The organism is Streptomyces calvus (assembly GCF_006782915.1).
Lineage (GTDB): Bacteria > Actinomycetota > Actinomycetes > Streptomycetales > Streptomycetaceae > Streptomyces > Streptomyces calvus.
On sequence record NZ_VCNP01000004.1, the window covers coordinates 100,757 to 122,926 of the forward strand.

Genomic DNA, 22,170 nt, shown 5'->3' on the forward strand with positions numbered 1-22,170 from the left:
TGCCCGATTTCGGGTAAATCGGTTGGCCGGGCTCGCACCGCACCCATAACCTCAAGATCACTGCAGCGGTCGGCGTGCGAAAGGCAGTGTCATGAGCGAGGTCACCGTATCCACCGCCCACGGAGTGCTCGTGGGCCGGACCAGCGGTGACGTCTCCGCGTTCCGTGGAATCCCGTACGCGGCCCCGCCGTTCGGGGAGCTGCGGATGCGGCCGCCCCGGCCGCCGGCCTCCTGGGACGGACCGCGCGACGCCACGGAGTACGGCCCGTCCGCTCCCCAGCCGGGTTACGGCCCCGCCATGGCGCACCTCCTCGAGGAGGCCGGCCCGCAGGGCGAGGACTGCCTGCGGCTCAACGTCTGGACGCCGGCTCCCGGCCGGACCGGCGGGAGCCTTCCGGTGATGGTGTTCGTCCACGGCGGGGCCTTCCGCAACGGCGCCGGCTCCCTCGCGCTGTACGACGGCTCCCGGCTCGCCGCCGGCGGAGTCGTCTGCGTCACGCTCAACTACCGGCTCGGCGCGGAGGGTTTCCTGCTGCTGCCCGACGGGACGTCCAACCTCGGGCTGCTGGACCAGATCGCCGCCCTGCGCTGGGTGCGGGAGAACATCGCCGCGTTCGGCGGCGACCCGGACAACGTCACCGTCTTCGGGCAGTCGGCCGGCGCGATCTCCGTCACGGCCCTGATGACCATGCCGGACGCCCGGGGACTCTTCCGCCGGGCGATCACCCAGAGCGGCGCCGGACACCACGTCCACACGCCCGACACCGGCCGTCGGATCACGGAACGCCTCGCCGCCCTCGCCGGGGTGCCGTGCACGACGGACGCGCTGGCCTCGGTCGCGCCGGACGTGCTCGTCGCGGCCGGCGCCGCGCTCGGCCAGGAGATCGCCGCCTCGCGGGAACCCCATCTGTGGGGCGAGTCGGCGGGCGGCGGCACCACCGTGCTGCCCGTCGTCGACGGTGTAACGCTGCCTTCCCGGCCGGTCGACGCCATGGCCGCCGGGGCCGGCGCGGAGATCGACCTCATGACCGGCACGACGACCGACGAGTTCCGGCTCTTCGCCGTGCCGCTCGGCATCACGCACCGCATCGACGACACCGTCCTGAAGGGTTTCCTCGCCGGGTTCGGGCTCCCGGCGGACAGGGCCCACGCGGTCTACACCCGTGCGGCGGCGCCCGACGCCACACCCGGGGACGTCTTCAGCGACGTCATGACGGACCACGGTTACCGGATCCCCGCCATCCGCGTCGCCGAGAACCGCGCACGGCACGGCGCAGAGACCTACGTCTACGCGTTCGCCCGCCCCACCGGGGCCGCCGACGGCGCACTGGGCGCCTGCCACATGGCGGAGCTGCCCTTCGTCTTCGGCACCCTGGACACCTCGCTGGGAGACCGGCGGCCCGACGCGGAGGCGCTCTCGGACCACATCAGGGCCGCCTGGATCTCCTTCGCCCGCGACGGCAGGCCCGCTCCCCCGCACGGCGCGCGGACCTGGCGGCCGTACGCCCCGGACCGGACGGTGCTGAGGATCGACGGTGACACGGCCGCGGAGGTCCACGACCCCGCAGCCGAGCGACGGAATCTGTGGGAGGGACGCCGATGACCGCGCACGACCGTACCCCGGACCTGACCGCCCGGGATCACGCGGAGCCCTCGGAACGGAGAAACACCATGCCCTGCACCCCTCACGTGCGGATCGCGACGCGGGAGGACGTACCCGCCTCGGTCACGACGCTGGCGCGCGCCTTCGCGGACTATCCCTTCACCCGGCACGTCGTCGCCGCCGACGACCACCGCGAACGGGTGCGGCGCTTCCAGGAGTTGTTCCTGACCCGCGTGGCGATGGAGTACGGCCACGTCTGGGTCACCGACGACTGCCGTGCCGTCGCCGCCTGGACCAGTCCCGAACGGGACCCCGAGCCCGCCTTCGCGGAGGTCGGGCCCCTGGCCGCCGAGCTGGCGGGTGACCGGATCGCGGCGTACGAGTCCGCCGAGCGCGCGCTGGCACCGCACCGCCCGAGCGGCCCGGTGTGGTTCCTCGCGACGGTGGGAGTGGACCCGTGGGCGCAGGGCACGGGCCTGGGGACGGCGGTCCTGCGGCCGGGTCTGGAGGCGGCCGCACGCGCGGGCCTGCCCGCCTTCCTGGAGACGTCGGACGCGCGCAACGTGCGCTTCTACGAGCGTCTCGGCTTCACCGTCACGGCCGAGGTGCCCCTGCCCGACGGCGGTCCCCGCACCTGGTGCATGCTCCGCCCGGCGGACCGCTGAGCCCGGCCGGGCGCCACCGCGCGCGCCTGGCCGGGCCCACGTCCTCGCGCTCGACGCGGCCTTCCCAGCGGTTCCAGAAGCTTGACGCGGCCTTCTCCGCGGTTTCAGCAGCTCAACGCGGCCTTCGTCGCGGCTTCAGCGGAACGTTCGGCAGCTCCGGCGCGGGCAGTGGAGCGCCGTCGTAGCCGTGCACCTCACCGAAGCGGGTGCCGTTCATCCAGTCCTCGCGGGCCTGGACGATGTCGTCGTGCGAACGGCCGATGAAGTTCCACCACATAGCGAACTCCATCAGCGTTTCCGCACGTCAGCGGCTTGCCGCAGGCCTGACGGTCAGCAAACTGTCAGCATCGGTCGTGGGAGTCGGTCGGGCATGGGGCGGGATTCGCTGGTTCGTGGGATGGGGTCGTTCTTCAAGGAGTGTGAGCATCCGCGGTCGCGGTGGTCGAAGTGCCCGCACCCCTACAAGATCCGGTACCGGTCGGCGGCCGGGAAGCAGGTGGAGGAGTCGGGGTTCGCGACCCAGGACGATGCCATCGGGCGTTTGACGGATGTCTACAAGGCGAAAAAGGCCGCGCCGCGGGGGCAGGCGAAGGCGGAGCGGCTCGCGCGGTACGGGGCGATGCGATTTTCCGAGTACGCCACCGAGTGGAAGGCCGGCCAGCGTGACCTGGGCCCGGCCTCGGTGCGGCATCTGGACTCCCTGCTGGAGCATCACATGCTGCCGCTGCTGGGCAGCCGGCGGATGAGCACCTTCGACTCCAGGGTCGTCGAGGGCTTCATCCGGTCCATGGAGCGCGCCGGCGTCGGCCTGGCCACCCAGGCCAACGCCTTCGACAAACTCAAGGCCATCCTCCTGGACGCCCACCGCCTCGGCCTCTTCGACGACCACCCCCTCACCGGCGTGAAACCGCCCCAGTACGACCCCAAGCGCGCGGTCATCCCCTCACCCGAACAACTACGGCAGATACGCGAGGCCGGCGACGACCGCTTCCGGCTGATCACCGACCTGATGAGCGGTTGCGGCATGCGCAACGGCGAGGCCGCCGCCGTCAACCTGCGCAACATCGTCGCCGACGACGTCTACCGCATCACCGAACAGGTCAACCAGACCACCGGCCACTACGCCCGTCTCAAACACCGCAAGACCGGCGAATACCGCGACGTCCCCCTGCCCGCCCGCGTCAGGCAGACCATCGAGCGGTACGCCGACACACACGGCACCACCGACGGCTACCTGCTACGCCACCCCCTCGACGCCTCAAAGCCGTTCCCGCACTACTACCTCAACAACCAATGGCAGCGGATCAAGAAAGCCCGCGAGGCCGACATTCCCGAGGGGATGGTGCTCTACAGCTTCCGGCACTTCTTCGCCTCCAACTGCCTCACCCACAACATCCCCATCACCGACGTCGCCGAATGGATGGGCCACAAGAACATCGACGTCACCTTCAAGATCTACCGACACCTCATGCCCGGCACCATCAGCACCGCCGCCACCACCCTCAACCACGACTTGACTTCGCCCGACGCTGCGGGCGTCGCGAACCAGTAGCGTCGACGCTTGATCGCGGGTGACGATGCCGACAAGTCGGTCCTCTTCGTCGAGTGCCGACAGCCGTTCCACGCGTCGCTCGGTCATCGTCCGGGCCGCTCGGAAGCACAGGCCCGGTCGGCGGCCATCCGGGCGGATCGACGGCTCACCGCGAAGAACCTCATGCGCAGGTTCTCCGGTGACATCTTCTCGTAGAGTCCCTCGAGTTGATCGTGGTCACCGGGCCGCACGGGGCGAATGCACACCGTCGTGCCGTCCGTGAGCAGTGCGTGAACGGGCGGTCGGCTGATCACGTCGTCCATCACGGGTCACCTCCGAGCCTCGCGACGCTTCGAGCGTCCAGCACTTCTCCATCGGGTGCCAGGGCTGTCCGGGACCGTCTGAGGGCCGATCGGCCCCAAGCCCCGCTTTGCCCGGATCGCGGGGCCTTCTCGACCAATACTGATGTTCCCCCGCCACGCGGGAGGGATCGACCATGGTCTGGCTGTTCATCGTATTGAGGGTCATGACGGCCTCCACGTCGGGAAAGGCGCGCCGGATCCGCCACAGCGTGCGGACCGGGCACCAGGCCGGTCGGACCTCACGAAGGGCCGGCCAGCCCTCGCGCGGCCGCCGCGCACCGGCTATGCCGGAATGAGGCGAGGGGGCACTTGCTCCTCGGCCTCGGGCCCGATCAACCCGGGCCAGGTAGGTGACCAGGGAGTACAGAATGTCCGAGAAGCAACCACGCCGACGAACGGAAACCGGTCTGCTCCCCTTCGTGACAGCTTCCGCAACGCTGGCGTTCTACACGCTGCAGTGCCGGCCGAGGCTGCTCACCTGGGGTGCGACGCAGGACGAAACCGCTCGCGCGTACCCCGGCGACGAACTGGTGCCCGACCCCGACGGCAGCTCGACGATGGCCACCGACCTTCCGGCACCACCCGAGCAGGTCTGGCCCTGGCTGGCGCAGATGGGGTACGACCGCGGAGGCTGGTACAGCTGGGACTGGCTGGACCGCTATGGGCACCCCAGCGCGGACCGCGTCGCGCCCGAGTGGCGGAAGCTGGAGGAAGGTCAACGCCTCAAGGCATCGCGGGACGGAAGGTTCTGGTTCACCGTGGCGCTGCTGGAGCCGAACCGGACTCTGGTGCTTCGCTCGGACCTGAACCTCTCCGGAGGGCGGTCCTTCGACCCGCGGACCAAGCCCCTGCCACAGGCGCGGCTGGACGGAATCTGGGCCTTCCACCTACGACCGGCCCCCTTCGGTGAGACACGTCTGGTGGTCCGCACGCGCGGTCAAGGCCACCCCCGATGGCTCACCCGGCCTTTCGACCTGGTGTTCGGTGAACCCGCGCACTTCATCATGCAGACCCGCCAGTTCCGCAATCTGCGCGCCCGGGTCGGCGCGGAAGGCATGACCCCGTAGTGCCACGGCCTCGTCCCGGTCCACCAGCACGGCCGGTCGGCCGTTAGTCGATCCACGGCGTCACCGAACCGCGAGAGGACCGCGGACAGCTGCCGCACCGCCACAGGTCCCTGTTACTCGAAGGCGTCCGCCCGCAAGTTCTCCAGATGCCGCAGCAGCGTGCCGTCGACGCTGACGCGCCGCTCCGGACGCACAGCCGCGGACACCGGCTCGGGCAGCAGGACCCGCAGATAACCGACGCGGCTCGTGCCGACGAGCACCCCGTCACGAGGGCACCGGGATCGCCCTCCAGGCCGGAGGAAAGCACGATCGTGTCCACGCACGACTGGACCAGGGCAATGGAGTCGCACGCCTTTCCCCTTGCGCACTCGACGGGCCGGAGCGCTGTTCAGCACTCGATCCACCCGGCGCCGGCCCGCTCCGGAGCAAGGACGAGCGCGACCTCTCCGAAGGATCCGCCTACGCTCCACTGCACGGCCGCGCAGCGACAAGGAGGTGCTCGCGGCACTTCGTACGCTGATCACCGATGCACTCGCCGGCACGGCCGAGGACATGCCGGAGGAGGGCTGTCCACTTCCCGAGGACCTGGGGGCCACGGTCGCTATCGGCTACGACGACCAAGGAGTGCTGCACTCTCTGTACGGGTCACAGGTCCGAGACAGTCGGCGTCGCACGGACCACCACGATCACCACCAGGGAGGCCGCGTCACCCCTCCGTCCCAAGGTCTGCGACACCGGCGTCACGCTCCGACGGCCGCCCGCGCGTGGTCGACGTGACCGCGGCCCCGGCTGGAAACCCGCCGAGGTGCTGCGGCTGGCGGCCACGGTGGACCAGTACTCGCCGCACGTCCCTGGCCCACTCCATCGTCGACGCGGCCCGTGAGCGCGGACTGGAGCCGTCGATGGCGACAGGGGTGTCGGAGGAGGCCGGCCGGGGCGCGTACGGCGTGGTCGAGGGCCGCAGGACGACCGTGGGCCGTCCGGAGCCCGCAGCGGTGGTCCCGGACTGGGCGCGGGCCGCGGAGAACCGGGCGCTGCTGGACGGCGCCGCCGTCGCCTGGCTCACCGTCGGCGGTGTTCCCACGGGAGCCGTCAGGTTTCGGCACGGGGATCACCCCCCGGTGGTTCAGTAGTGGGGTACGACGGCCACGGGGCAGACCGCCTGCTGGATCACGGCGTGGGTCACCGGGCCGGTACGCGCAATCCTCGGGCGGTCGGTGAGCCGGTGTCCGACGACCAGCAATTCCGCGCCGGACGCCGCCTTCAGCAAGGCCCCGGAGGGCTTGCCCTCCACCACCGTCTCGAGAACATCGACGTCGGAGTACTTGTCGCCCCACGGCTGGAGCACGGCGGCGAGGAACCGCAGCCACTCCTCGGCCCGCTCCCGATCGCTCACCAGACCGATCTCGCCGGGACCCAGGGTGAGCAGGTCGGGGGCACGCCAGGCGTGCAGAACCCTCAGCCGCGCGTGGCGCACGCGGGCCGCCTCGAAGGCGAACTCGATCACCTCGTCGCACGGTTCCGTGACGTCGACACCGACAACCACGTCCCGTCGGCCGCCGCCGGCCACTTCCTGCGTCTCACCAGCCGTGCCGTCGGCCCGCACGAGGACGACGGCCCCGGTGGCCCTCGCCACGACCTCGAGAGCGACCGACCCCACGAGCAGTCCGGTGATACCGCCCAGCCCGCGCGAGCCCAGCACCAGCAGCTCGGCGCCGGCCGACGCCTTCACCAGGGCGGCGGACGCCGGCCCCTCGACCTGCTCGTCGTACACCCGCACGTCGGGGCACGCCGTGCGAACGCGTTCCTCCGCCTGTCGCAGGACACACCGGGCCCGGTGCCGCTCAGCCGCGTAGGAGATCTCCGCCCCACCCTGGCGCGGGTGCCAGTTCCGCACATGCAGCAGCCGCAGTGGCCGTCCGCGGCGGACGGCCTCACGAGCCGCCCACTCGGCGGCGGCGAGACTCTCGGGTGAACCGTCGACCCCGACGGCAACAGGTGAAAGCATGACGCGCACCTCCAGAAGACCTCCCCATTCATCAGTGTCACGCGGGGGCGGTGTCCGGGACCGGGCCACCGGGTCCATCCGGAGGGCCATCAGGCCCATGTCTCCGACCGGCTGACGGGACAGCCATTCGGATCGTGCGGTACGACTACCACCGGGCCCTGTGCGCGGTTCGGCAGGGCGTGGCTCGTCCGGCCGGGTTGGAGGCTGAAGCAGCCCCGGTGTTGTCGGGCGCCGACGATCACGAGATCGCCGGCGGCCGACCGGAGCGTGAGCACCTTGCTACCGGGCCTTCGACCATCACGCGACGGACCCGGACACCCGAGTGGGCGGCGATCTCGGGTCGACCGCTGCCGCGAGGACTGTCCGATGGCGGTCGAGCAGTTCGCCGAGGATCGCGGCCGATGGCCTGCGGCATCGGCTCGCCGATGAGGTCACCGTCACGGTCGGCGAACAGGCCGTAGTCCCACAGGGCGGAGACGTCCTCAGCGCGTCGGTTCCGGGGGTGCCGGACAGCTCCTCGACGCGGTGCGGCAGCAGCGGACTGCGCATGGTGGGGTGAAGGACTCCCCCTGCACCTCCGCCCCCGTTGCCGTTGCCGTTGCCGTTGCCGTTGCCGTTGACGACGGTGGAGCGGCCGGCTGTCCCCGCATGCTAGCCAGCCCGGCCGGCGGAAAGGTGGGCATCCACTGTGACGACACCGTCGACACCCTGGCACAGGCCCACGATCACCGGGATGAGACGCGGTTCCGGGACGTGTCCCCGAAGGGTGACGACCCCGTCTCGGGCCTCGATGGCGACGGTGCCCTCATCCAGGCCGAGGATGCGCCCCAGGACCTCCTGCTCGACCTCGCCGCGGATCTCGGCGTCCGAGCGGATGAAGGCGTCGAGCAGGTCGCTGCGGGTGACGATGCCGGTGAGGAGCCCGTCGTCGCCGACCACCGGCAGCTGCTTGACGTGCCTCCTGCGGAGTTCCCGCGCGGCCCGGGGGATCGTCCAGTCGGCGCGGGCGGTGAAGACGGGGCTGCTCATGAGTTCGCCTGCGGTCCGTGCCCGGGCCTTGCTCCAGGCGTGCTCGTCGGTCCCGTCCTGCCCCTGCGGATCAGGCGTGCCGGTCTCGTGCCGCAGCACGTCGGACGCGGACACGACGCCGACAGGGGCGCCGTCGTCGTCGACGACCGGTGCCGCGACGATGTCGTTCGCGTCCAGCAGGGTGGCGGCCTCCTGGAGTGGTGTGGTGGGGCGGAGGGCGACGACCTCCTCGGTCATCACGTCTCCGACCGTGCGGCGGTGCAGCATGACGTCGGTCTCCTCCGCATCACGACGGGGCGTCCGCGGTCGGACCGCCCGGGCGGACCACGTGCGGTGCGTCGACTCGTGCACGCCGTCTTCCCTACCCATGACAACACCGCGCTGCTCAGGCGACCAGTGACGTTCGGCCTGGCAGGGAGGGCCGACGGTCCCGCGGCCAGGAGTGCGACATTGTGCGCGAGACGCTGCCGACGTCGGGCAGTCGCGAACGCCGCACCGGATGCGGCTCATCGCGTGGTGCGTGCGCCCGTGATCTCGCGTCCGGTGACCAGCTCGGACTCGATGCGTACGAAGACCCCGTCACGTACGGGCATCCAGGAATGCGGGCCGGTCCGCGAGAGCCGTTCGTGCTCCGCGGCGTCGGTCACCACGGAGGCCCGGCCGGTGACGATCACGCTCCAGCCGGATCGGGTCGCCGCGGTGAACTCGTCCGCCTCGAAGGCGACCACGACACCGTCGACGGCGCGTACGAGATCGGAGCCGGCCGAGGTGCAGAGCAGAACGGAGGCATCCTCGCCCAGGGAGAAACTGACCGGGAGGACTGCGGGCAGCGCCTGCCGGGTGTACACGACCCGGCCGACCTGCACCTTGGCCAGCAGGCGAAGGCACTCCTGCCGGTCGAGAATGCGAAAGGCGTCGTTCTCGAGCATCAGGCCATCATCAGTGTGGCCGCCCTGTGGTGAGTAGGGCCGGTCGGCCCCACTTCCGTCCACCGCCCGGCAGCAGACGCCCGCAGCCGCCGTTCTGCTGGCCAGTCACGACGAGGGCTGTCCGGGCGGAGGTGGCTTTCATCAGCGCCTGCGCGAACGCACGCCCTACCACGCGGGCATCGACTGCCACCCGCGGGGACGACTCCCGTGTCGCTGCGGTGTCCGCACGTCCGTGCAGCCGGCCATCGGCTGGTCGATCCGAGCAGCAGGCCGGCAGTCCGGTCCAGGCCCAAGAAAGTAGTTGAGGCCTCCGCCGTCCCAGCGGCGCACGCGGCGGCTCACGACGGCACGTTGATTCCGTAAAGGGTGCGCCCGCCGACCAGCTCCCGGCCGGTGACCAGTTCCGGCTCGATGCGCACGAAGACCTCCACGGGCCAGGGCACCCAGGACCGGGGCCCGGTGCGGACCAAGTGCTCGTGCTCGTCGGGGTCGGTCACCACCGAGGCGGAGCCGGTGACGACGACGCTCCAGCCGGAACGCGCCGCGACGTCGACCTCGTCGGCCTCGAAGGCGACCACGGCGCCGTCGACGGCGCGGACAAGCTCCGAGGAGGCCGACGTACGCAGCAGCACGGCACCGCTCTCCTCCAGGAGGAAGTTGACCGGCAGGACGGCGGGCAGGGCGTCGCGCGTGTGCACGATGCGGCCCACGGTCGCCTCGGTCAGCTGGCGCAGGCTCTCCTGCCGGTTCAGTTCGCGGAATCCGTCATTGCGGTACATCAGCCGGTCGTCTTCCCGTGTGTCGTCCGGTGCTGCCTTCCATCTTTCACGCGTGTGGCGGCCGGCAGTGAGGGCCGACCGTCCCCGGTCGGCCGCGGAACGGCCCTCGCCCCGACGGGACTTGGTGCCGTCTTCGGATCGCACCGACCTCGCGCCGTGGTCCGTCCGGCACGGTCTTCATCGCGCCGGTTCCTGCGGCTGACGGCCGACTGGTCCACCGGCCATGTCGCCGAGCGCGCCCCGGCGCCCACGCCCTCGGCTCGTACGCGGTCGTGACCGTGCTCCCGACACCCGGTCTCCCGGTGTCGGGGGCACGGCGAACCGTACCGCGGCACCTGTTCACCGGTGTGACATGGCGCCGAGTTCCCTCGCCACGCCCGCCGCCCAGTTCTCGATCACGGCGAAGTCGCGGAAGTCACCGCCCTTGCCGTTGCGAAGGATCATGCGGGCGATGCGGCCTTGCGCGCCTTCGGTGAGGCAACCGCCGAAGGTGACATGCGCACGGGCGTCGAGCTTGGCCATGGCCCTCTTGACGCCCGGAACGGGAGAAATGTCCCGCTGTGAGGCCGTCGAGTCGAGTGGTCCGGAGCTGAAGAACCACACCGGCCGGTGCGCCAGTGCGCCGCGGTGCCGCCGTACGAAGCGCCTGGCGTCCTTGTGCCAGCGCCCGGCGTACAGGGCACCGCCGACCACCACGGCCTCATAGCGGTCCAGATCCGTCACCGACCGGGCGGACAGCGCCTCGGCCGTGATCCCCGTCGTCCGCAGCACCTCCGCTATGGTCTCGGCGATCTTCTGCGTCGATCCGTTGGCCGACCCGTAGGCGACCAACACCGTCTGCTCCATGGTGCTCCGCCTCCTCTCACAGGCGCCGCAGCCAGTCGTCCGCGACGCCGCCCGGCGCGCGCGTGTCGTCCCGGAACTCGGAGTCGTCGAAGCGGTGGGTGAGCCTGTCCACGACGTCGACGACTCCGTCGGTCCTACGGGTCATGGCCACCGCGATCTCGCTTTCGCTCTTCCGCTCCAGCTGCCCTTCCAGCGTGACGACTCCCTCCGTGACGGTGACGTCGACGCTGCCGTTGACCAGCCACAGTCCGCGTTGCAGCACCTCGCGGATCACTTCCTCGCGGATCTCCGCGTCGGGTCGCAGGAAGGTCTGCAGCAGGTCGTGCCGGGTGACGATGCCGACCAGGCGGTCGTCCTCGTCGAGTACCGGGAGCCGGTTCACCCGGTGCTCGACCATGGTGCGGGCGGCCTCCACGACGGTGTCCTCGGCGTGCACGCTGACGGCGGGCGCCGTCATCAGGCGGCCGGCCGTGCGCGCCCGGGCCTTGGCCGCCCGCCGGCGGGCGCGCGGGGTCAGCCGTGCGAGGCGGAACCGCGGGGTCGGCTCGTAGGCGAGGGGGGTCGCGGCCTGGTGGAGCATCAGGTCCGTCTCGGAGACGACGCCGATGACGTGCTGGTCGTCGTCCACCACGGGCAGTCCGCTGACGCGGTGTTCCACGAGCAGCCTGGCGACGGCCTTGAAGGGGGTGCCGTACTCGGCGCGGATCACCTGGGTGGTCATCACGGAGCCGACCTTCTGGTTCCTCATGTCTGTTCCTCCTCAGCGCAGTCGGCGCAGATAGGGGTCCTGTGGCCGACGGGGCAGCAGGCGTATCCGCGCGTCGAGGACGGTGACCTCGCCGGGTGTGGCGAGGATCGGGTTGAAGTCGGCTTCGGCGAGCTGCGGCAGGTCCATGGCCATCCGGGACAGCTTGTGGAGTACCTGTTCCAGCCCTTCCAGGTCGACGGGGCCGCCGCCTTGCGTGCCGAAGAGCAGGGGGGCGCAGCGCGGGGCGGTGATCAGGTCGTGCACGTCCTGACCGGTGAGTGGGGCGAGGCGGGCGGCGTGGTCGGCGAGCACCTCCGTCGCCGTGCCTCCCAGGCCGAAGACGACGAGCGGGCCGAAGACGCCGTCCTGGACGACGCCGGCGAACAGTTCGGTGCCGCGGGGTGCGAGTGGCTGGACGACGACTCCGGTCATGAGTCCTTCGAAGCGGGCCCGCAGGTCCTGGAAGGCCGTGCGTACCTGGGCCTCGTCGCGCAGGTCGAGGTGGACGGCGTGCTGGAGGCTCTTGTGCACGAGTCCGAGCCAGTGTGCCTTGAGGACCACTCGACCGTCGGTGCCGCGCAGGCGCTCGGCGGCGCGTACGGCGTCGTCCTCGGCCTCGGCCCAGGCCCAGGGCTGCTGGGGGATGCCGTAGCAGGACAGGAGCTCGGCGCAGGCACGCGGGTCCAGCCAGCCTCCGTCCGGTCGCTGGGCGAGGAAGTCGTCCGCCAGGGCCTGCGCACGGGAGGTGTCGATGTCGTCCGGGTCCGGCACGGTGCCGACGGGCCGGGCGAGCCAGGCGGCCCGTCGGGCGGCGTGGGCCAGCGCCCGTGCCGCCGCCTGCGGTTCGGCGTACGAGGGGATCGCCTCGCCGTCGGAGACGGGCAGCAGGGTGACCGGCAGGTCCTGTTCCAGGCGTACGACCATGACGGGCTTGGCCCGGCGGCCGGGCCCCCGGGTGACGGCCCGGACCAGGTCGTCGCCCGTCGCGGCGGCGACCGCGGTGGGGACGAGGGCCACCAGGACCGCGTCGACGGCCGGGTGACCCGCGAGCCGCTCGAGGCAGGTGTGCAACGCGTCCTCGGTCACGGCGGCGGTGGCGTCCACGGGGTTGCCGGCGCTCGCTCCGGCGGGCAGCGCGGCGAGCAGGTCGTCGGCCAGTTCGGGGCTGGGCGGGTTGAGGGTCAGGCCGGCTTCGGCGCAGGCGTCGGCGGCCAGGACTCCCGCGCCACCGGCGTTGGTGATCACGGCGACGCGGGTGCCGGCCGGCAGGGGCTGCGCGTGCAGCAGGGCCGCCGCTTCCAGCAGCTCGCCGACGGAGCGGGTCGCGGTGACGCCGGCCTGGGTGAACAGGGCCTGGCGGGTCATCGTGCCGGTGGCCGCGGCGGCGGTGTGCGAGGCTGCGGCGCGGCGGCCGGCGTCGGTGCGTCCGGCGTCGACGGTCAGCACGGGCATCCGCCGGGTGACGCGCCGGGCGGTGCGGGAGAAGGCCCGCGGATTGCCGAAGGACTCCAGGTGCAGCAGAGCGAGGTCGGTGCGGCCGTCGCTCTCCCACCACTGGAGCAGGTCGTTGCCGCTGACGTCGTACTTGTCGCCGAGCGAGGCGAACGTGGAGACGCCGATGCCCAGCCCAGCCGGGACAGTCCCTCCAGCAGGGCGATGCCGACGCCGCCGGACTGTACGGCGACCCCCGCGGTCCCGGCGCGTGGGTGTGCGGCGGCGAAGGTGGCGTCGAAACGGTACCCGGGGGCGGTGTTGGCCACGCCGAGGCAGTTGGGGCCGACCAGGCGCATCCCGTGGGTCCGGCAGGCGGTGAGCAGGGCCTCGGACTGCTCCGTGTCCAGTCCGGCGGAGACCACGACGAGAGCGCGTACGCCCGCCTTGCCGCACTCCTCGGCGACGGCCGGCACGGTCCCGGCCGGGCTCGCCACGACGACCAGGTCAGGGATGACGGGAAGGGCGCCGACGCAGGGGTAGGACGGTACGCCGAGGAGGGCGGTGGTGGCGGGATTGACCGCGAACAGGCGGCCGGTGAAGCCGTCCTCGTGAAGGTGGTGCAGCAGGGCGCGTCCCACCGAGCCGGGACGGCGGCCGGCCCCGACGACGGCGATGGAGCGCGGCTTCAGCAGCGGCTCCAGGCTGGCCACGTCGGCGGTCCGTCCCCGGGCCTCCGAGGCCGTGAGGTAGGTCTCGTCGACGTGCAGGTCGATGGCGCAGTACACCTCGGGGCCGTCGAACCGCCGGGTCGCGGCGAGGCCGAGGTCGGCGAAGAGCCGCAGTACCTCGTGGTTGTCGCTGAGGACGTCGGCGGTGAAGGCGGTGATGCCGTCGGTCCGGGCGGCCGAGACGAGGTGCTCGACGAGCAGGGTCCCCAAGCCCCGGTGGTGCAGGCCGTCGGCGACCGCGACGGCGAGTTCGGCGGTGTGCGGCGCGTCGTCGGCGGCGTGGTACTCGACGAGGCCGATGACCTGTCCGGCGCGTTCGGCGAGCAGGGCCCGGTGCCCGCGCCGGGCCGGCGCGCACACGGTGTCCGCGGCCAGGCCGGCGGAGCGGGAACCGGCTGAGAAGAAGCGCAGGCGGCGGTTGTCCGGTGACATCTCCGCGTAGAGCCCCTCCAGTTGGTCGTGGTCCCCGGGCTCGACGGCGCGGTACCGGCGGTGGTGCCGTCCGTGAGCAGCGCGTGGACTGCGGGGCGGTGTGGCGTGTCGTCCTTCATGGCGGTTCTCCTTCGAGCCGCTCGGGTCCTTTGGCCTGTCGAGCGTCTGTCACGACGTCGGTCGCGCCCAGGGACCGACCGGGGGTGCCCGCAGGGCCGGTCGGCCCCCGGTCTCCCGCCGGTCGTCCCGCACGGCGGTGGCTCCGGACCGTCACGCCGTGTCGGGTACGACCGCGATCGGGCAGGCGGAGTGGTGCAGGAGCGTGTGGGCGATCCGGCCGAGGCGGTGCCCGAACTGCCCGGGGCGCCGTCGGCCGACGATCAGCAGGTCCGCCTCGTGCGAGGCGGTCAGCAGCACTCGGCGGGCGGGTCCCTCGACCGTGTGCCGGCGCAGGCGCACGTCCGACGGGGCGTCGGCGAGCGCGGCTTCCAGTTCCTTGGCCGCCCGTTCCTCGTGCAGGCGCTCGGGCGTGCCGGTGAGCAGCGGATGGTCGGCCGTGTCGTGCGCGGGGCACCGCCACGCCCGTACCGCGTCCAGGGCGGCACCGCGGCGCCGGGCCTCCTCGTAGGCGAAGCGCACCGCCGCCGTCGGCGCGTCGGCCATGCCGACGACGATGCGGCCGCGCCGGCCTTCGGTGGTCCGGTTGTCGTGGCTGCCCCGGATCACGACGACCGGGCAGTGCGCCTCGGTGGCCACGGTCAGGCTGACGGAGCCGAGCAGGAGGTCGGCCAGTTCGCCGCGCCCGCGGGTGCCCATGATCACGGCCGCAGCGTTGCGCGCCTCGTGCAGGAGGACGTACTCCGGTTCTTCGGCCACCGCTTCGGTGGTGACGGAGAGGTCCGGGTGGTGACGACGGGCGCGGCGGGTGGCGACGACGAGGATGTCGTCGGGGGTGACGTGACCGGACGGCTTGCCGAGCTCTCGGGCGAGCGCGGTGCCCTCATAGCGGTACCAGCGGTAGGCGTGGACGATCCGCAGGGGTGCTCCGTGCAGGGTGGCCTCGTCGGCCGCCCAGTCGACGGCCCGCAGGCTTGACTCGGAGCCGTCGACGCCGACGACCAGGTGAAGACTCATCGTTCTCAGCCTTCCGCGTCGAGGTCGAACACGATGCGGGCCTTGACGTGACCGCTCAGGACCTCGTCGATGCAGTCGTTGACGGCGGCCAGCGGGCGGGTCTCCCGGATGACCTGCGTGCGGCCCTCGGCGTGGAGCTGGAAGACCTCGGCGAGGTCCTGGCGGGTGCCGACGATGGAGCCGATCACCGAGGTGCCGTTGAGCACGGTGTCGAAGATCGGGACCGGGAGGGTGCCGTGCGCCGGCAGGGCCACCATCACGAGCTTCCCGCCGCGCCGCAGACCGGAGTTGACGGCTGCGAAGGCGGCCGGGTTCACGGCGAGGGCGAGGGCCGCGTGCGCGCCGCCGTGCCGCTTCAGCTCGGCGCCGACGTCCTGGGTGCGGGCGTCGATGAGGATGTCCGCACCCAGTTCCCGGGCGAGTGCGAGCTTGTCGTCGGTGACGTCGATCGCGGCGACGGTGGCTCCCGCGATCTTCGCGTACTGCACCGCCAGGTGGCCCAGTCCGCCCACGCCCGAGATCGCGACGAGCTGGGCGGGCCGGACGTCCGCGACCTTCAGCGCCTTGTAGGTGGTGACGCCCGCGCAGGTCAGCGGTGCGGCGTCGAGGGCGCTGACGCCTTCGGGCACCGGCTGGGCGAAGTCGGCCCGGGCGAGCATCTTCTCGGCGTAGCCGCCGTCGCAGCCGTAGCCGGTGTTGATCTGGCTCTCGCAGAGGGTCTCCCAGCCGGACAGGCAGTGCTCGCACCGCCCGCACGCGCTGCCGAGCCACGGCACGGCGACGCGTTGGCCGACGGCGAGGTGGGTCACGCCGTCGCCGAGCTTCTCGACGAGGCCGACGCCTTCGTGGCCGGGCACGAACGGCGGGGTGGGCTTGACGGGCCAGTCGCCGTGCGCGGCGTGGATGTCGGTGTGGCACAGCCCGGACGCCTCGACACGGACGCGGACCTGCCCGGGGCCGGGCTCGGGGTCGGGGCGCTCCTCGATGACCAGGGGTTCGCCGAATTCCCGTACGACCGCTGCCTTCATGATGCCTTCTCCTTCGGTGTCTCTTCGGCCGGCCGCGTCAGTCGTGCGCGACGACGGCGACGGGGGCGGTGGCGTGGTGCATGACCGCGTGGGCGACGGCGCCGATGTGCACACCGAACGGGCTGCGGCGGATGCGGCGGCCGACGACGACGGGGGACGCCTCGTGGGCCGCGTCGACGAGGTGGCCCGCGGGGCTGCCGAGCCGGGACGCTTCGGTCACCTCGACGTCCGGGTACTTCTCCCGCCACGGCAGCAACGCCTCCGTGAGCGCTTCGACCTGCTCGCGGATGATGTCTTCGCGGGGGTCGACGCCGGCAGCCAGGCTGTAGACGTAGTAGGGCGGCAGGTTCCAGCCCTGGACGACGGTCAGCGTGGCCTCTCGGCGCCGGGCTTCCTCGAACGCGAAGGTGATGACGGTCTCGTCGGGGCTGTCGGTGTCCAGGCCCAGGACCACGCGCCGGAAGCCGGTGGCGGCGGACGGTATGCCGGCGGGGTCCTTGACGTGTTCGTCGGCGGCCTGTTCGCCGGCCCGGACGAGAATCACTGGCACCTCGGCGCGGGCGACCACGGACTGGCCGACGGACCCGATCAGGAAGCCCGTGAGGCCGCTCAGGGCACGTGAGCCCAGCACCAGCAGTTCCGCGTCGCGAGCGGCTTCGAGCAGGACCTCGGCCGGGGCCCCGGCCCGCTGCTCGGTGGTCACCTCGACGCCGGGGTGTCGCAGCCTCAGCCCCTCGGCGGCCTCCCGGGGGATCCGCTCGGTCCAGTGCTGGTGCGTCTCGGCGCCGAGGAGCGGGGCCTGGGCCATGGGCTCCGGAACCGGCTGCCACACGTGAAGCAGTCGTACCGGCATCTGGCGCAGCGCGGCTTCGCGGGCCGCCCACTCTGCGGCTGCCCGGCTCTCGGGCGAGCCGTCGAGTCCTACGGTGATCGTGCGGGCCATGCCGGCCACCTCCTGTGTCATTGGTTCTGTTCTCAGCGTCTCTTCGGGCGGTTCCGGGGGGCAGGGGCCTGTGGTCCCGGGGTGGGGCCGACGGTCCCTGTCGGCAGGCTGGTGGGGCGGGTCCTTGGGTGGGCCCGCCCGACCTGTCGTGTTCAGCGCAGCCACGCGTGGTCGCGGACGATCGGGAGCCGGGCCCACCACCGGCCCAGCCCCAGCGCGTCACCGGCCGAGACCGCGGCCAGCGCGATCAGCACCACCGCGTACACCACGTGGTAGTCGGCGAACGGGTTCGTCGACATGCTCGCCGACCCGTCCGACAGGTGCTTGGCCGGCGGCCACTCCGCCACCCACATCAACGCCATCATCACCGTCCCCGCCAGCGCCGCCAGACGCAGCGCCACCCCCGCGGTCAGGGCCAGCCCGATCCCCAGCAGCCCCAGCATGAACAGCCAGTCCGTCCACGCCGCCCCGGCCCACGCATGGAACGTCGACTCCATCGGACCGACCACGACGTGCCCCAGGAAACCCTCCGTGGGCGAACCCCCGTCGACCCAGCCCTTGCCGGACGCGGTGGCGTAACCGAAGCCGAACGTCTTGTCCAGGAACGCCCACAGGAAGACGAACCCCATCAGCACCCGCGCCGAGGCGAAGACACAGGCCCGTGCGGTGAGCGCGCCGGCCTCCACCGACCCGGGCGCGGAAACCGCGCCGTTACGGCGAAACCACGGCAGGGGGAAACCCGAACTACGATGCGTGGGCTGGTGCACGGCCATGACAGTGACCACTTCAGGGAAGATCCGGCTGGTTCCTGACACCACTCACTCTCCCGGCCCCCACCACCGCGCACCCGACGCCGAAGGTCCACACCCCAGGGACTCAACAGCCCTGATCCACAGGGACCTTCGGCCAGGACCAGACGAACAAGGCCGAACGGCGCTGGGTGGTGCCCGCACGGCCCTCACGCGCGCGCCGGCGACGGCCAAGGCTGGAAAGGGTTCACCCACCAGCCCAGCCGGCCTCGGACATGGGCGGGAAGGAGTCCCGATGACCTCGGCAACCCTCGACGCTCCGGCCTTGGAGCGGCTGGTCGCAGCGGCCGTGGCCGCGCCGTCCCTGCACAACACCCAGCCCTGGCGCTTCCGGCTCGATACCGACACCCGCACGGTACGGATCGACGCCGCCGCGGACCGGGCGCTGCGCCACACCGACCCGGTGGGCCGCGCCGTGCACCTGGCCGTGGGCTGCGCGGTCCTCAACCTGCGCGTCGCCGCCGCCCACTTCGGCTGGGAGCCGGTGACCCGGCTGCTTCCGTGCCCGGACCGTCCCGCTCTGCTCGCCACGGTCCGGCTCACCGAATCGGTACGCGGCGCACCGTCGACCGGCTTGTACGAGGCGGTGTGGCGCCGGCACAGCAGCCGTTTCCCCTTCTCCGGGCGACCGCTGCCGGCGGACCTGCTCGCCGAGCTGACCGAGGCGGCCCGTCTGGAGGGTGCGGCCCTGCGTTTCCTGGGGCGTGACGACACCGACCGGGTGCTGAGTGCCACGCGGGAGGCGGAGTGGCGCAACCGGGCGGACACCGACCGCGCAGCGGAGAGCCGTCGGCTGGTCAGTGGCCCGCACTCCCCGTGGCTGGGACTTCCGGCAGCGGTTCTCGGCCCGCAAGACGCCCTGGAGCGCATACCGATGCGGGACTTCGGGGCTCACCGGCACCCGGACGTGCTGCGCGCCCGCGCCTTCGAGACGCGTCCGGTCCTCGCGCTGCTGTCCACGGCACACGACCACTGGCTGCGGGCCGGCCAGGCGCTGGAACGCGTGCTCCTGCTGGCCACCCGGCACGGAGTGCGGGCGTCACTCCTGCACCAGGCCATGGAGTGGCCCGACCTGCGCCGGGCCCTCGACGGTCTCCCGGTCGACGGCCCTCGGGTGCACACGCAGATGGTGATCCGGCTCGGGTACGGCCCCGAGGGACCGGCCTCACCGCGCCGCCCGGTGGAGGAAGTGATGGAGGGCGACGAGTGATCGCGTCCCGCCCGGTCGCGTCGACGACGCGACCGGGCGGTGTCGTCGCCGCGCCGGCCGACGCGGGCACTCGGCGGGCCGGCTGCCGCGCGTATCACCCCACGTCGACGCGCCCGTGCTCCCTGACCTGCGGTATTTCCGCACTCTCCGATTCGCGCCGGACGTGCACCCGCGCCTCGGGAGCGTCGGCCAGTGTGTTGCTCACCGTGCAGTGCGAGACCACCGCGCGCAGCGCGGCCAGCCGATCGGCGGGCAGGGACGGGGCGTGGACGGTCATCGACAGGGAGGCGACCCTTGCGGGGCGGTCGTCGGCCATGCGGAAGTCCGCCCGGACGGTCAGACCGTCCCGGCTGAGGCCATGCCTGTCCAGGTACCGGCCCGCGTAGTGCGCGGTGCAGGAGGCCACAGAAGCGATGAAGAGTTCCACGGGCGTGGGTGCCGTGTCCCTGCCGCCGTCGGTCCGTGGCTGGTCGACGGTCAGGACGTGTCCCCGTACCCGCACTTCGAAGGCGTCGCCGGCGACAGGCGTCACGTCGACGCGTCCGGCCGGCACGTCAGGGCCCGGCTCCACGGCGGCGGCCTGGAAGAGCAGCAGACCGGCCAGGCGCCGCGCCTCCTCGGCGGTCAGCGACAGCCACGGGGCCCGGCTGTCGTGCGGGGCACGGGCAGTGTCCAGGACGACGCGTCCCATGGAAGCCGGGAGATCCTGGGACGCGAGTCGTGTGACGTTGATGGTGCGTCCGCAGCGGCTGGTCATCTTCATGACGTCTCCCGGCCGGGTGCCTTGCCCTCGAGCCCCAAGCGTGCTCGACGCAGCTGCTCCGCCCACCCGAGCAGGGCCGGCGGGCCGGGTCGGCCCCGGTCGTCCGCCTCGGCACCTCCATTCGACCGCGGTCGCGGTCCACCGTCATGGGCCGAGGGGCCCGCGCGCCGTGAGCCGATGGTCCCGGCACAACCGTCCCCACTCGGCAGGGCCCTCAAGGTGCCGCTCGCCCGCCGGCACCGTACGTCACCGAGCAGACCCGCCGCTCTCCGACGTGTCCGGGGACTGCTCCAGCGGAGCGTGCCACACCAGCCGAGTCCCCTTCCCACCGGGGCTTTCCAGCTCCATGCCGCCGCCGAGCTTCTGCGCTCGCTCGGCCATGTTGGTCAGACCGCTGCGGCGGCCTCCGTCCGGGATGCCGACGCCGTTGTCCGTGACCGTCAGGCGGACCTGCTTGCCGTCCGTCTCCAGCACGACGTCGGCGCGGTCGGCGCCGGCGTGCCGGGCGACGTTGGTCAGGGACTCGGTGAGGACGGCCAGGACGTGGTCGGCGGTCGCCGCGGGCACGTGCGTGTCGAGCAGGCCCTCCATGCGGACACTGGGGGCGAAGCCCAGCAGCGGTGCGGCCTCGCCGATCGCGCGCACCGCGCGGGAGCGCAGGCCGGGAGCCGCTTCGTCCTCCCGGGAGCGCAGACCGAAGATCGTCGACCTGATGATCTTGATGGTTTCGTCGAGGTCGTCCACCGCCCGCAGGATCCGCTTGGAGGCCACCGGGTCCTGGACGCGGCGGCCGGCGCTCTGCAGGGTCATGCCGGTGGCGAAGAGCCGTTGGATGGCCAGGTCGTGCAGGTCGCGCGCGATCCGGTCGCGGTCCTCCAGCAGGGCGATCTGTTCGGCGTCCTCGCGTCGTTCCGCCAGCTCCATCGCGACGGCGGCCTGCGCGGCGAAGACCTGGAGCGGCTCGGTCTCCTTCCCGGTGAACTCCCGGCCGCCCGACTGCCGGACCAGCAGCACCACACCGCGGGTCTCGTCGCCGGTGCCGATCGGCACGGCGACGGCCGGTCCGAGCCCGTCGAAGCGTGGCGGACCGGCCGAGACCCGGGAGTCGCACGAGACGTCCGGGCTGCTGACCGGCGCTCGCTGGACGAACGCCTGCCCGATGAGCGTGCCTTCCGTAGGCAGGACGATCCCGCGCCATGCGTCGGCCTGCTGGCCGACAGCGAGTTCGACGGCGAGGGTGTCGGTACCGCTCACCGGCATGGCCACCACGCTCAGGGCGGAGGCGGTGATCTCCCTGGCCCGTTCGGCGATCAGCGGCAGCACCCCGCCCTGGTCCGCGCCGGACATCAGGGTGTGGGTGATCTCGGCGTTCACCTGAAGCCAGCGTTCCCGCAGACGGGACTCCTCGTACAGACGGGCGTTGTCGATGGCCACGCCGGCCGCCACGGCCAGGGTGGCCAGCACCGACTCGTCGTCCTCGTCGAACTGCTGCCCGCCGCGTTTCTCCGTCAGGTACAGGTTGCCGAAGACGTGGTCCCGTACCCGGATGGGAACGCCGAGGAAGGTGTTCATCGGCGGGTGGTGGGCCGGGAAGCCATAGGAGGCGGGGTGGTCGGAGAGTTTGGCCAGGCGCAGCGGCTCGGGGTGGCGGATCAGCTCGCCGAGGATGCCGTGGCCCTCCGGGTAGGGGCCGATCCGCGCGATCTGTTCCTCGTCGACGCCCACCGTGTGGAAGGCCGACAGCCGCTCACCGTCGGGGCCGATGACGCCGAGCGCCGCGTACTCCGCGTCGACCAGGGCCGCCGCGGCCTCCACGATGCTGCGTAGTGCCTGCTCCAGGTCCAGTTCGCGGCCGACCGACAGCACGGCCTCCAGCAGGCTGTGCACGCGGTCCCGGGTGCCGCGCGCCGCGTCCAGACGGGCCTGCAGTTCCTCCAGCAGTTCGTCCAGCCGCAGTTGCGGCAGCCGTACCCGTGCCTCACGGGCTTCCTGGGCGTTTGCCACCGCTGATCCTCCAACGCCTCACCGCATGTCGGCAGCCTTACCGTGAACCTGCCATGGTATCGGCTCGAATAGGGAGACGATAAGGGATCAGCGCCGCCGCGTGGCCGACTGGCCGGAA

19 protein-coding genes and 3 pseudogenes are annotated in these 22,170 nt (G+C 72.2%); 6 read left to right on the plus strand and 16 right to left on the minus strand.

All coding sequences use genetic code 11. The features are described 5' to 3' along the window. The first annotated feature begins 91 nt into the window (after nucleotides 1–91). Both FGW31_RS00930 and FGW31_RS00935 read left to right on the plus strand, forming a co-directional pair. A complete protein-coding gene (locus FGW31_RS00930) occupies nucleotides 92–1,603 on the plus strand; it encodes a carboxylesterase/lipase family protein (protein ID WP_142191342.1) in 1,512 nt (503 codons plus the stop codon). A gap of 68 nt (nucleotides 1,604–1,671) precedes the next feature. After that, the gene (locus tag FGW31_RS00935; protein ID WP_142191343.1) at nucleotides 1,672–2,268 is read left to right on the plus strand and encodes a GNAT family N-acetyltransferase; all 597 of its coding nucleotides are present in this window, start codon (nucleotides 1,672–1,674) and stop codon (nucleotides 2,266–2,268) included. Between the two features lie 112 nt (nucleotides 2,269–2,380). On the opposite strand, the pseudogene FGW31_RS00940 reads toward FGW31_RS00935, so the two are convergent. Then, nucleotides 2,381–2,554, minus strand: a pseudogene (locus FGW31_RS00940) (pirin family protein); the annotation flags it as partial. A gap of 111 nt (nucleotides 2,555–2,665) precedes the next feature. On the opposite strand from FGW31_RS00940, the gene FGW31_RS00945 reads away from it, so the two are divergent. Beyond that, the gene (locus tag FGW31_RS00945) at nucleotides 2,666–3,820 is read left to right on the plus strand and encodes a tyrosine-type recombinase/integrase (RefSeq protein WP_142191344.1); all 1,155 of its coding nucleotides are present in this window, start codon (nucleotides 2,666–2,668) and stop codon (nucleotides 3,818–3,820) included. An 89-nt stretch (nucleotides 3,821–3,909) separates the two neighbouring features. Here the strand turns inward: FGW31_RS00945 and FGW31_RS00955 are convergent. Then, a pseudogene (locus tag FGW31_RS00955) lies at nucleotides 3,910–4,122 on the minus strand (hypothetical protein); the annotation flags it as partial. 407 nt (nucleotides 4,123–4,529) lie between these two features. Here FGW31_RS00955 and FGW31_RS00960 point away from each other — a divergent pair. Then, nucleotides 4,530–5,228, plus strand: a complete 699-nt coding sequence (locus tag FGW31_RS00960) for a hypothetical protein (RefSeq protein WP_142191346.1) — start codon at nucleotides 4,530–4,532, stop codon at nucleotides 5,226–5,228. A 113-nt stretch (nucleotides 5,229–5,341) separates the two neighbouring features. Here FGW31_RS00960 and FGW31_RS34845 read toward each other — a convergent pair whose 3' ends face one another. Then, a complete protein-coding gene (locus tag FGW31_RS34845; RefSeq protein WP_182674805.1) occupies nucleotides 5,342–5,488 on the minus strand; it encodes a hypothetical protein in 147 nt (48 codons plus the stop codon). A gap of 642 nt (nucleotides 5,489–6,130) precedes the next feature. On the opposite strand from FGW31_RS34845, the gene FGW31_RS36050 reads away from it, so the two are divergent. Continuing rightward, complete coding sequence (locus FGW31_RS36050) at nucleotides 6,131–6,361, plus strand: hypothetical protein (RefSeq protein WP_142191347.1); 231 nt, start codon at nucleotides 6,131–6,133, stop codon at nucleotides 6,359–6,361. Here FGW31_RS36050 and FGW31_RS00970 read toward each other — a convergent pair. The 11 genes and pseudogenes from FGW31_RS00970 to FGW31_RS01020 all read right to left on the minus strand — a co-directional run bounded on the left by FGW31_RS00970 (nucleotide 6,355) and on the right by FGW31_RS01020 (nucleotide 18,039). Next, nucleotides 6,355–7,236, minus strand: coding sequence for a universal stress protein (locus FGW31_RS00970; protein WP_142191348.1), 882 nt, complete (start codon nucleotides 7,234–7,236; stop codon nucleotides 6,355–6,357). The two genes, FGW31_RS36050 and FGW31_RS00970, sit on opposite strands and share 7 nt — an antisense overlap. Nucleotides 7,237–7,887: 651 nt before the next feature. Next, entirely contained in the window at nucleotides 7,888–8,532 is a 645-nt protein-coding gene (locus FGW31_RS00975; protein WP_142191349.1) for a CBS domain-containing protein, read from the minus strand. 239 nt (nucleotides 8,533–8,771) lie between these two features. Further along, a complete protein-coding gene (locus FGW31_RS00980) occupies nucleotides 8,772–9,194 on the minus strand; it encodes a pyridoxamine 5'-phosphate oxidase family protein (protein WP_142191350.1) in 423 nt (140 codons plus the stop codon). 338 nt (nucleotides 9,195–9,532) lie between these two features. Continuing rightward, on the minus strand, nucleotides 9,533–9,973 hold the full coding sequence (locus tag FGW31_RS00985) for a pyridoxamine 5'-phosphate oxidase family protein (RefSeq protein ID WP_142191351.1): 441 nt from the start codon (nucleotides 9,971–9,973) through the stop codon (nucleotides 9,533–9,535). 339 nt (nucleotides 9,974–10,312) lie between these two features. After that, entirely contained in the window at nucleotides 10,313–10,819 is a 507-nt protein-coding gene (locus FGW31_RS00990) for a flavodoxin domain-containing protein (protein WP_142191352.1), read from the minus strand. A gap of 16 nt (nucleotides 10,820–10,835) precedes the next feature. Further along, the gene (locus tag FGW31_RS00995) at nucleotides 10,836–11,567 is read right to left on the minus strand and encodes a CBS domain-containing protein (RefSeq protein ID WP_142191353.1); all 732 of its coding nucleotides are present in this window, start codon (nucleotides 11,565–11,567) and stop codon (nucleotides 10,836–10,838) included. 12 nt (nucleotides 11,568–11,579) lie between these two features. Continuing rightward, nucleotides 11,580–14,280, minus strand: a pseudogene (locus FGW31_RS01000) (bifunctional acetate--CoA ligase family protein/GNAT family N-acetyltransferase). A gap of 151 nt (nucleotides 14,281–14,431) precedes the next feature. Beyond that, on the minus strand, nucleotides 14,432–15,295 hold the full coding sequence (locus FGW31_RS01005; RefSeq protein ID WP_142191354.1) for a universal stress protein: 864 nt from the start codon (nucleotides 15,293–15,295) through the stop codon (nucleotides 14,432–14,434). Between the two features lie 5 nt (nucleotides 15,296–15,300). Further along, a complete protein-coding gene (gene adhP, locus FGW31_RS01010) occupies nucleotides 15,301–16,323 on the minus strand; it encodes an alcohol dehydrogenase AdhP (protein WP_142191355.1) in 1,023 nt (340 codons plus the stop codon). 37 nt (nucleotides 16,324–16,360) lie between these two features. Then, nucleotides 16,361–17,266 carry a universal stress protein gene (locus tag FGW31_RS01015; protein WP_142191356.1) on the minus strand — a complete coding sequence of 302 codons (906 nt, stop codon included), beginning with the start codon at nucleotides 17,264–17,266 and terminating at the stop codon, nucleotides 16,361–16,363. Between the two features lie 152 nt (nucleotides 17,267–17,418). Beyond that, nucleotides 17,419–18,039, minus strand: a complete 621-nt coding sequence (locus FGW31_RS01020) for a DoxX family membrane protein (protein WP_185907416.1) — start codon at nucleotides 18,037–18,039, stop codon at nucleotides 17,419–17,421. Nucleotides 18,040–18,310: 271 nt separating this feature from the next. Between FGW31_RS01020 and FGW31_RS01025 the strand changes: the two genes are divergently transcribed. Next, nucleotides 18,311–19,285 carry an Acg family FMN-binding oxidoreductase gene (locus tag FGW31_RS01025; RefSeq protein WP_182674801.1) on the plus strand — a complete coding sequence of 325 codons (975 nt, stop codon included), beginning with the start codon at nucleotides 18,311–18,313 and terminating at the stop codon, nucleotides 19,283–19,285. Between the two features lie 94 nt (nucleotides 19,286–19,379). Here FGW31_RS01025 and FGW31_RS01030 read toward each other — a convergent pair whose 3' ends face one another. Continuing rightward, nucleotides 19,380–20,048 (minus strand): OsmC family protein, encoded by a 669-nt coding sequence (locus tag FGW31_RS01030; protein ID WP_233452312.1) that lies wholly within the window; start codon nucleotides 20,046–20,048, stop codon nucleotides 19,380–19,382. A gap of 246 nt (nucleotides 20,049–20,294) precedes the next feature. Next, nucleotides 20,295–22,052 (minus strand): sensor histidine kinase, encoded by a 1,758-nt coding sequence (locus FGW31_RS01035; protein ID WP_142191358.1) that lies wholly within the window; start codon nucleotides 22,050–22,052, stop codon nucleotides 20,295–20,297. Between the last annotated feature and the right edge of the window lie 118 nt (nucleotides 22,053–22,170).

Bases quoted from the DNA above. Each gene is read 5' to 3' on its own strand.
- FGW31_RS00930 (WP_142191342.1), top strand. From the start codon at position 92: ATGAGCGAGGTCACCGTATCCACCGCCCACGGAGTGCTCGTGGGCCGG.
- FGW31_RS00935 (WP_142191343.1), top strand. From the start codon at position 1,672: ATGCCCTGCACCCCTCACGTGCGGATCGCGACGCGGGAGGACGTACCC.
- FGW31_RS00945 (WP_142191344.1), top strand. From the start codon at position 2,666: ATGGGGTCGTTCTTCAAGGAGTGTGAGCATCCGCGGTCGCGGTGGTCG.
- FGW31_RS00960 (WP_142191346.1), top strand. From the start codon at position 4,530: ATGTCCGAGAAGCAACCACGCCGACGAACGGAAACCGGTCTGCTCCCC.
- FGW31_RS36050 (WP_142191347.1), top strand. From the start codon at position 6,131: ATGGCGACAGGGGTGTCGGAGGAGGCCGGCCGGGGCGCGTACGGCGTG.
- FGW31_RS00970 (WP_142191348.1), bottom strand. From the start codon at position 7,236: ATGCTTTCACCTGTTGCCGTCGGGGTCGACGGTTCACCCGAGAGTCTC.
- FGW31_RS00975 (WP_142191349.1), bottom strand. From the start codon at position 8,532: ATGCTGCACCGCCGCACGGTCGGAGACGTGATGACCGAGGAGGTCGTC.
- FGW31_RS00980 (WP_142191350.1), bottom strand. From the start codon at position 9,194: ATGCTCGAGAACGACGCCTTTCGCATTCTCGACCGGCAGGAGTGCCTT.
- FGW31_RS00985 (WP_142191351.1), bottom strand. From the start codon at position 9,973: ATGTACCGCAATGACGGATTCCGCGAACTGAACCGGCAGGAGAGCCTG.
- FGW31_RS00990 (WP_142191352.1), bottom strand. From the start codon at position 10,819: ATGGAGCAGACGGTGTTGGTCGCCTACGGGTCGGCCAACGGATCGACG.
- FGW31_RS00995 (WP_142191353.1), bottom strand. From the start codon at position 11,567: ATGAGGAACCAGAAGGTCGGCTCCGTGATGACCACCCAGGTGATCCGC.
- FGW31_RS01005 (WP_142191354.1), bottom strand. From the start codon at position 15,295: ATGAGTCTTCACCTGGTCGTCGGCGTCGACGGCTCCGAGTCAAGCCTG.
- adhP (WP_142191355.1), bottom strand. From the start codon at position 16,323: ATGAAGGCAGCGGTCGTACGGGAATTCGGCGAACCCCTGGTCATCGAG.
- FGW31_RS01015 (WP_142191356.1), bottom strand. From the start codon at position 17,266: ATGGCCCGCACGATCACCGTAGGACTCGACGGCTCGCCCGAGAGCCGG.
- FGW31_RS01020 (WP_185907416.1), bottom strand. From the start codon at position 18,039: ATGGCCGTGCACCAGCCCACGCATCGTAGTTCGGGTTTCCCCCTGCCG.
- FGW31_RS01025 (WP_182674801.1), top strand. From the start codon at position 18,311: ATGACCTCGGCAACCCTCGACGCTCCGGCCTTGGAGCGGCTGGTCGCA.
- FGW31_RS01030 (WP_233452312.1), bottom strand. From the start codon at position 20,048: ATGAAGATGACCAGCCGCTGCGGACGCACCATCAACGTCACACGACTC.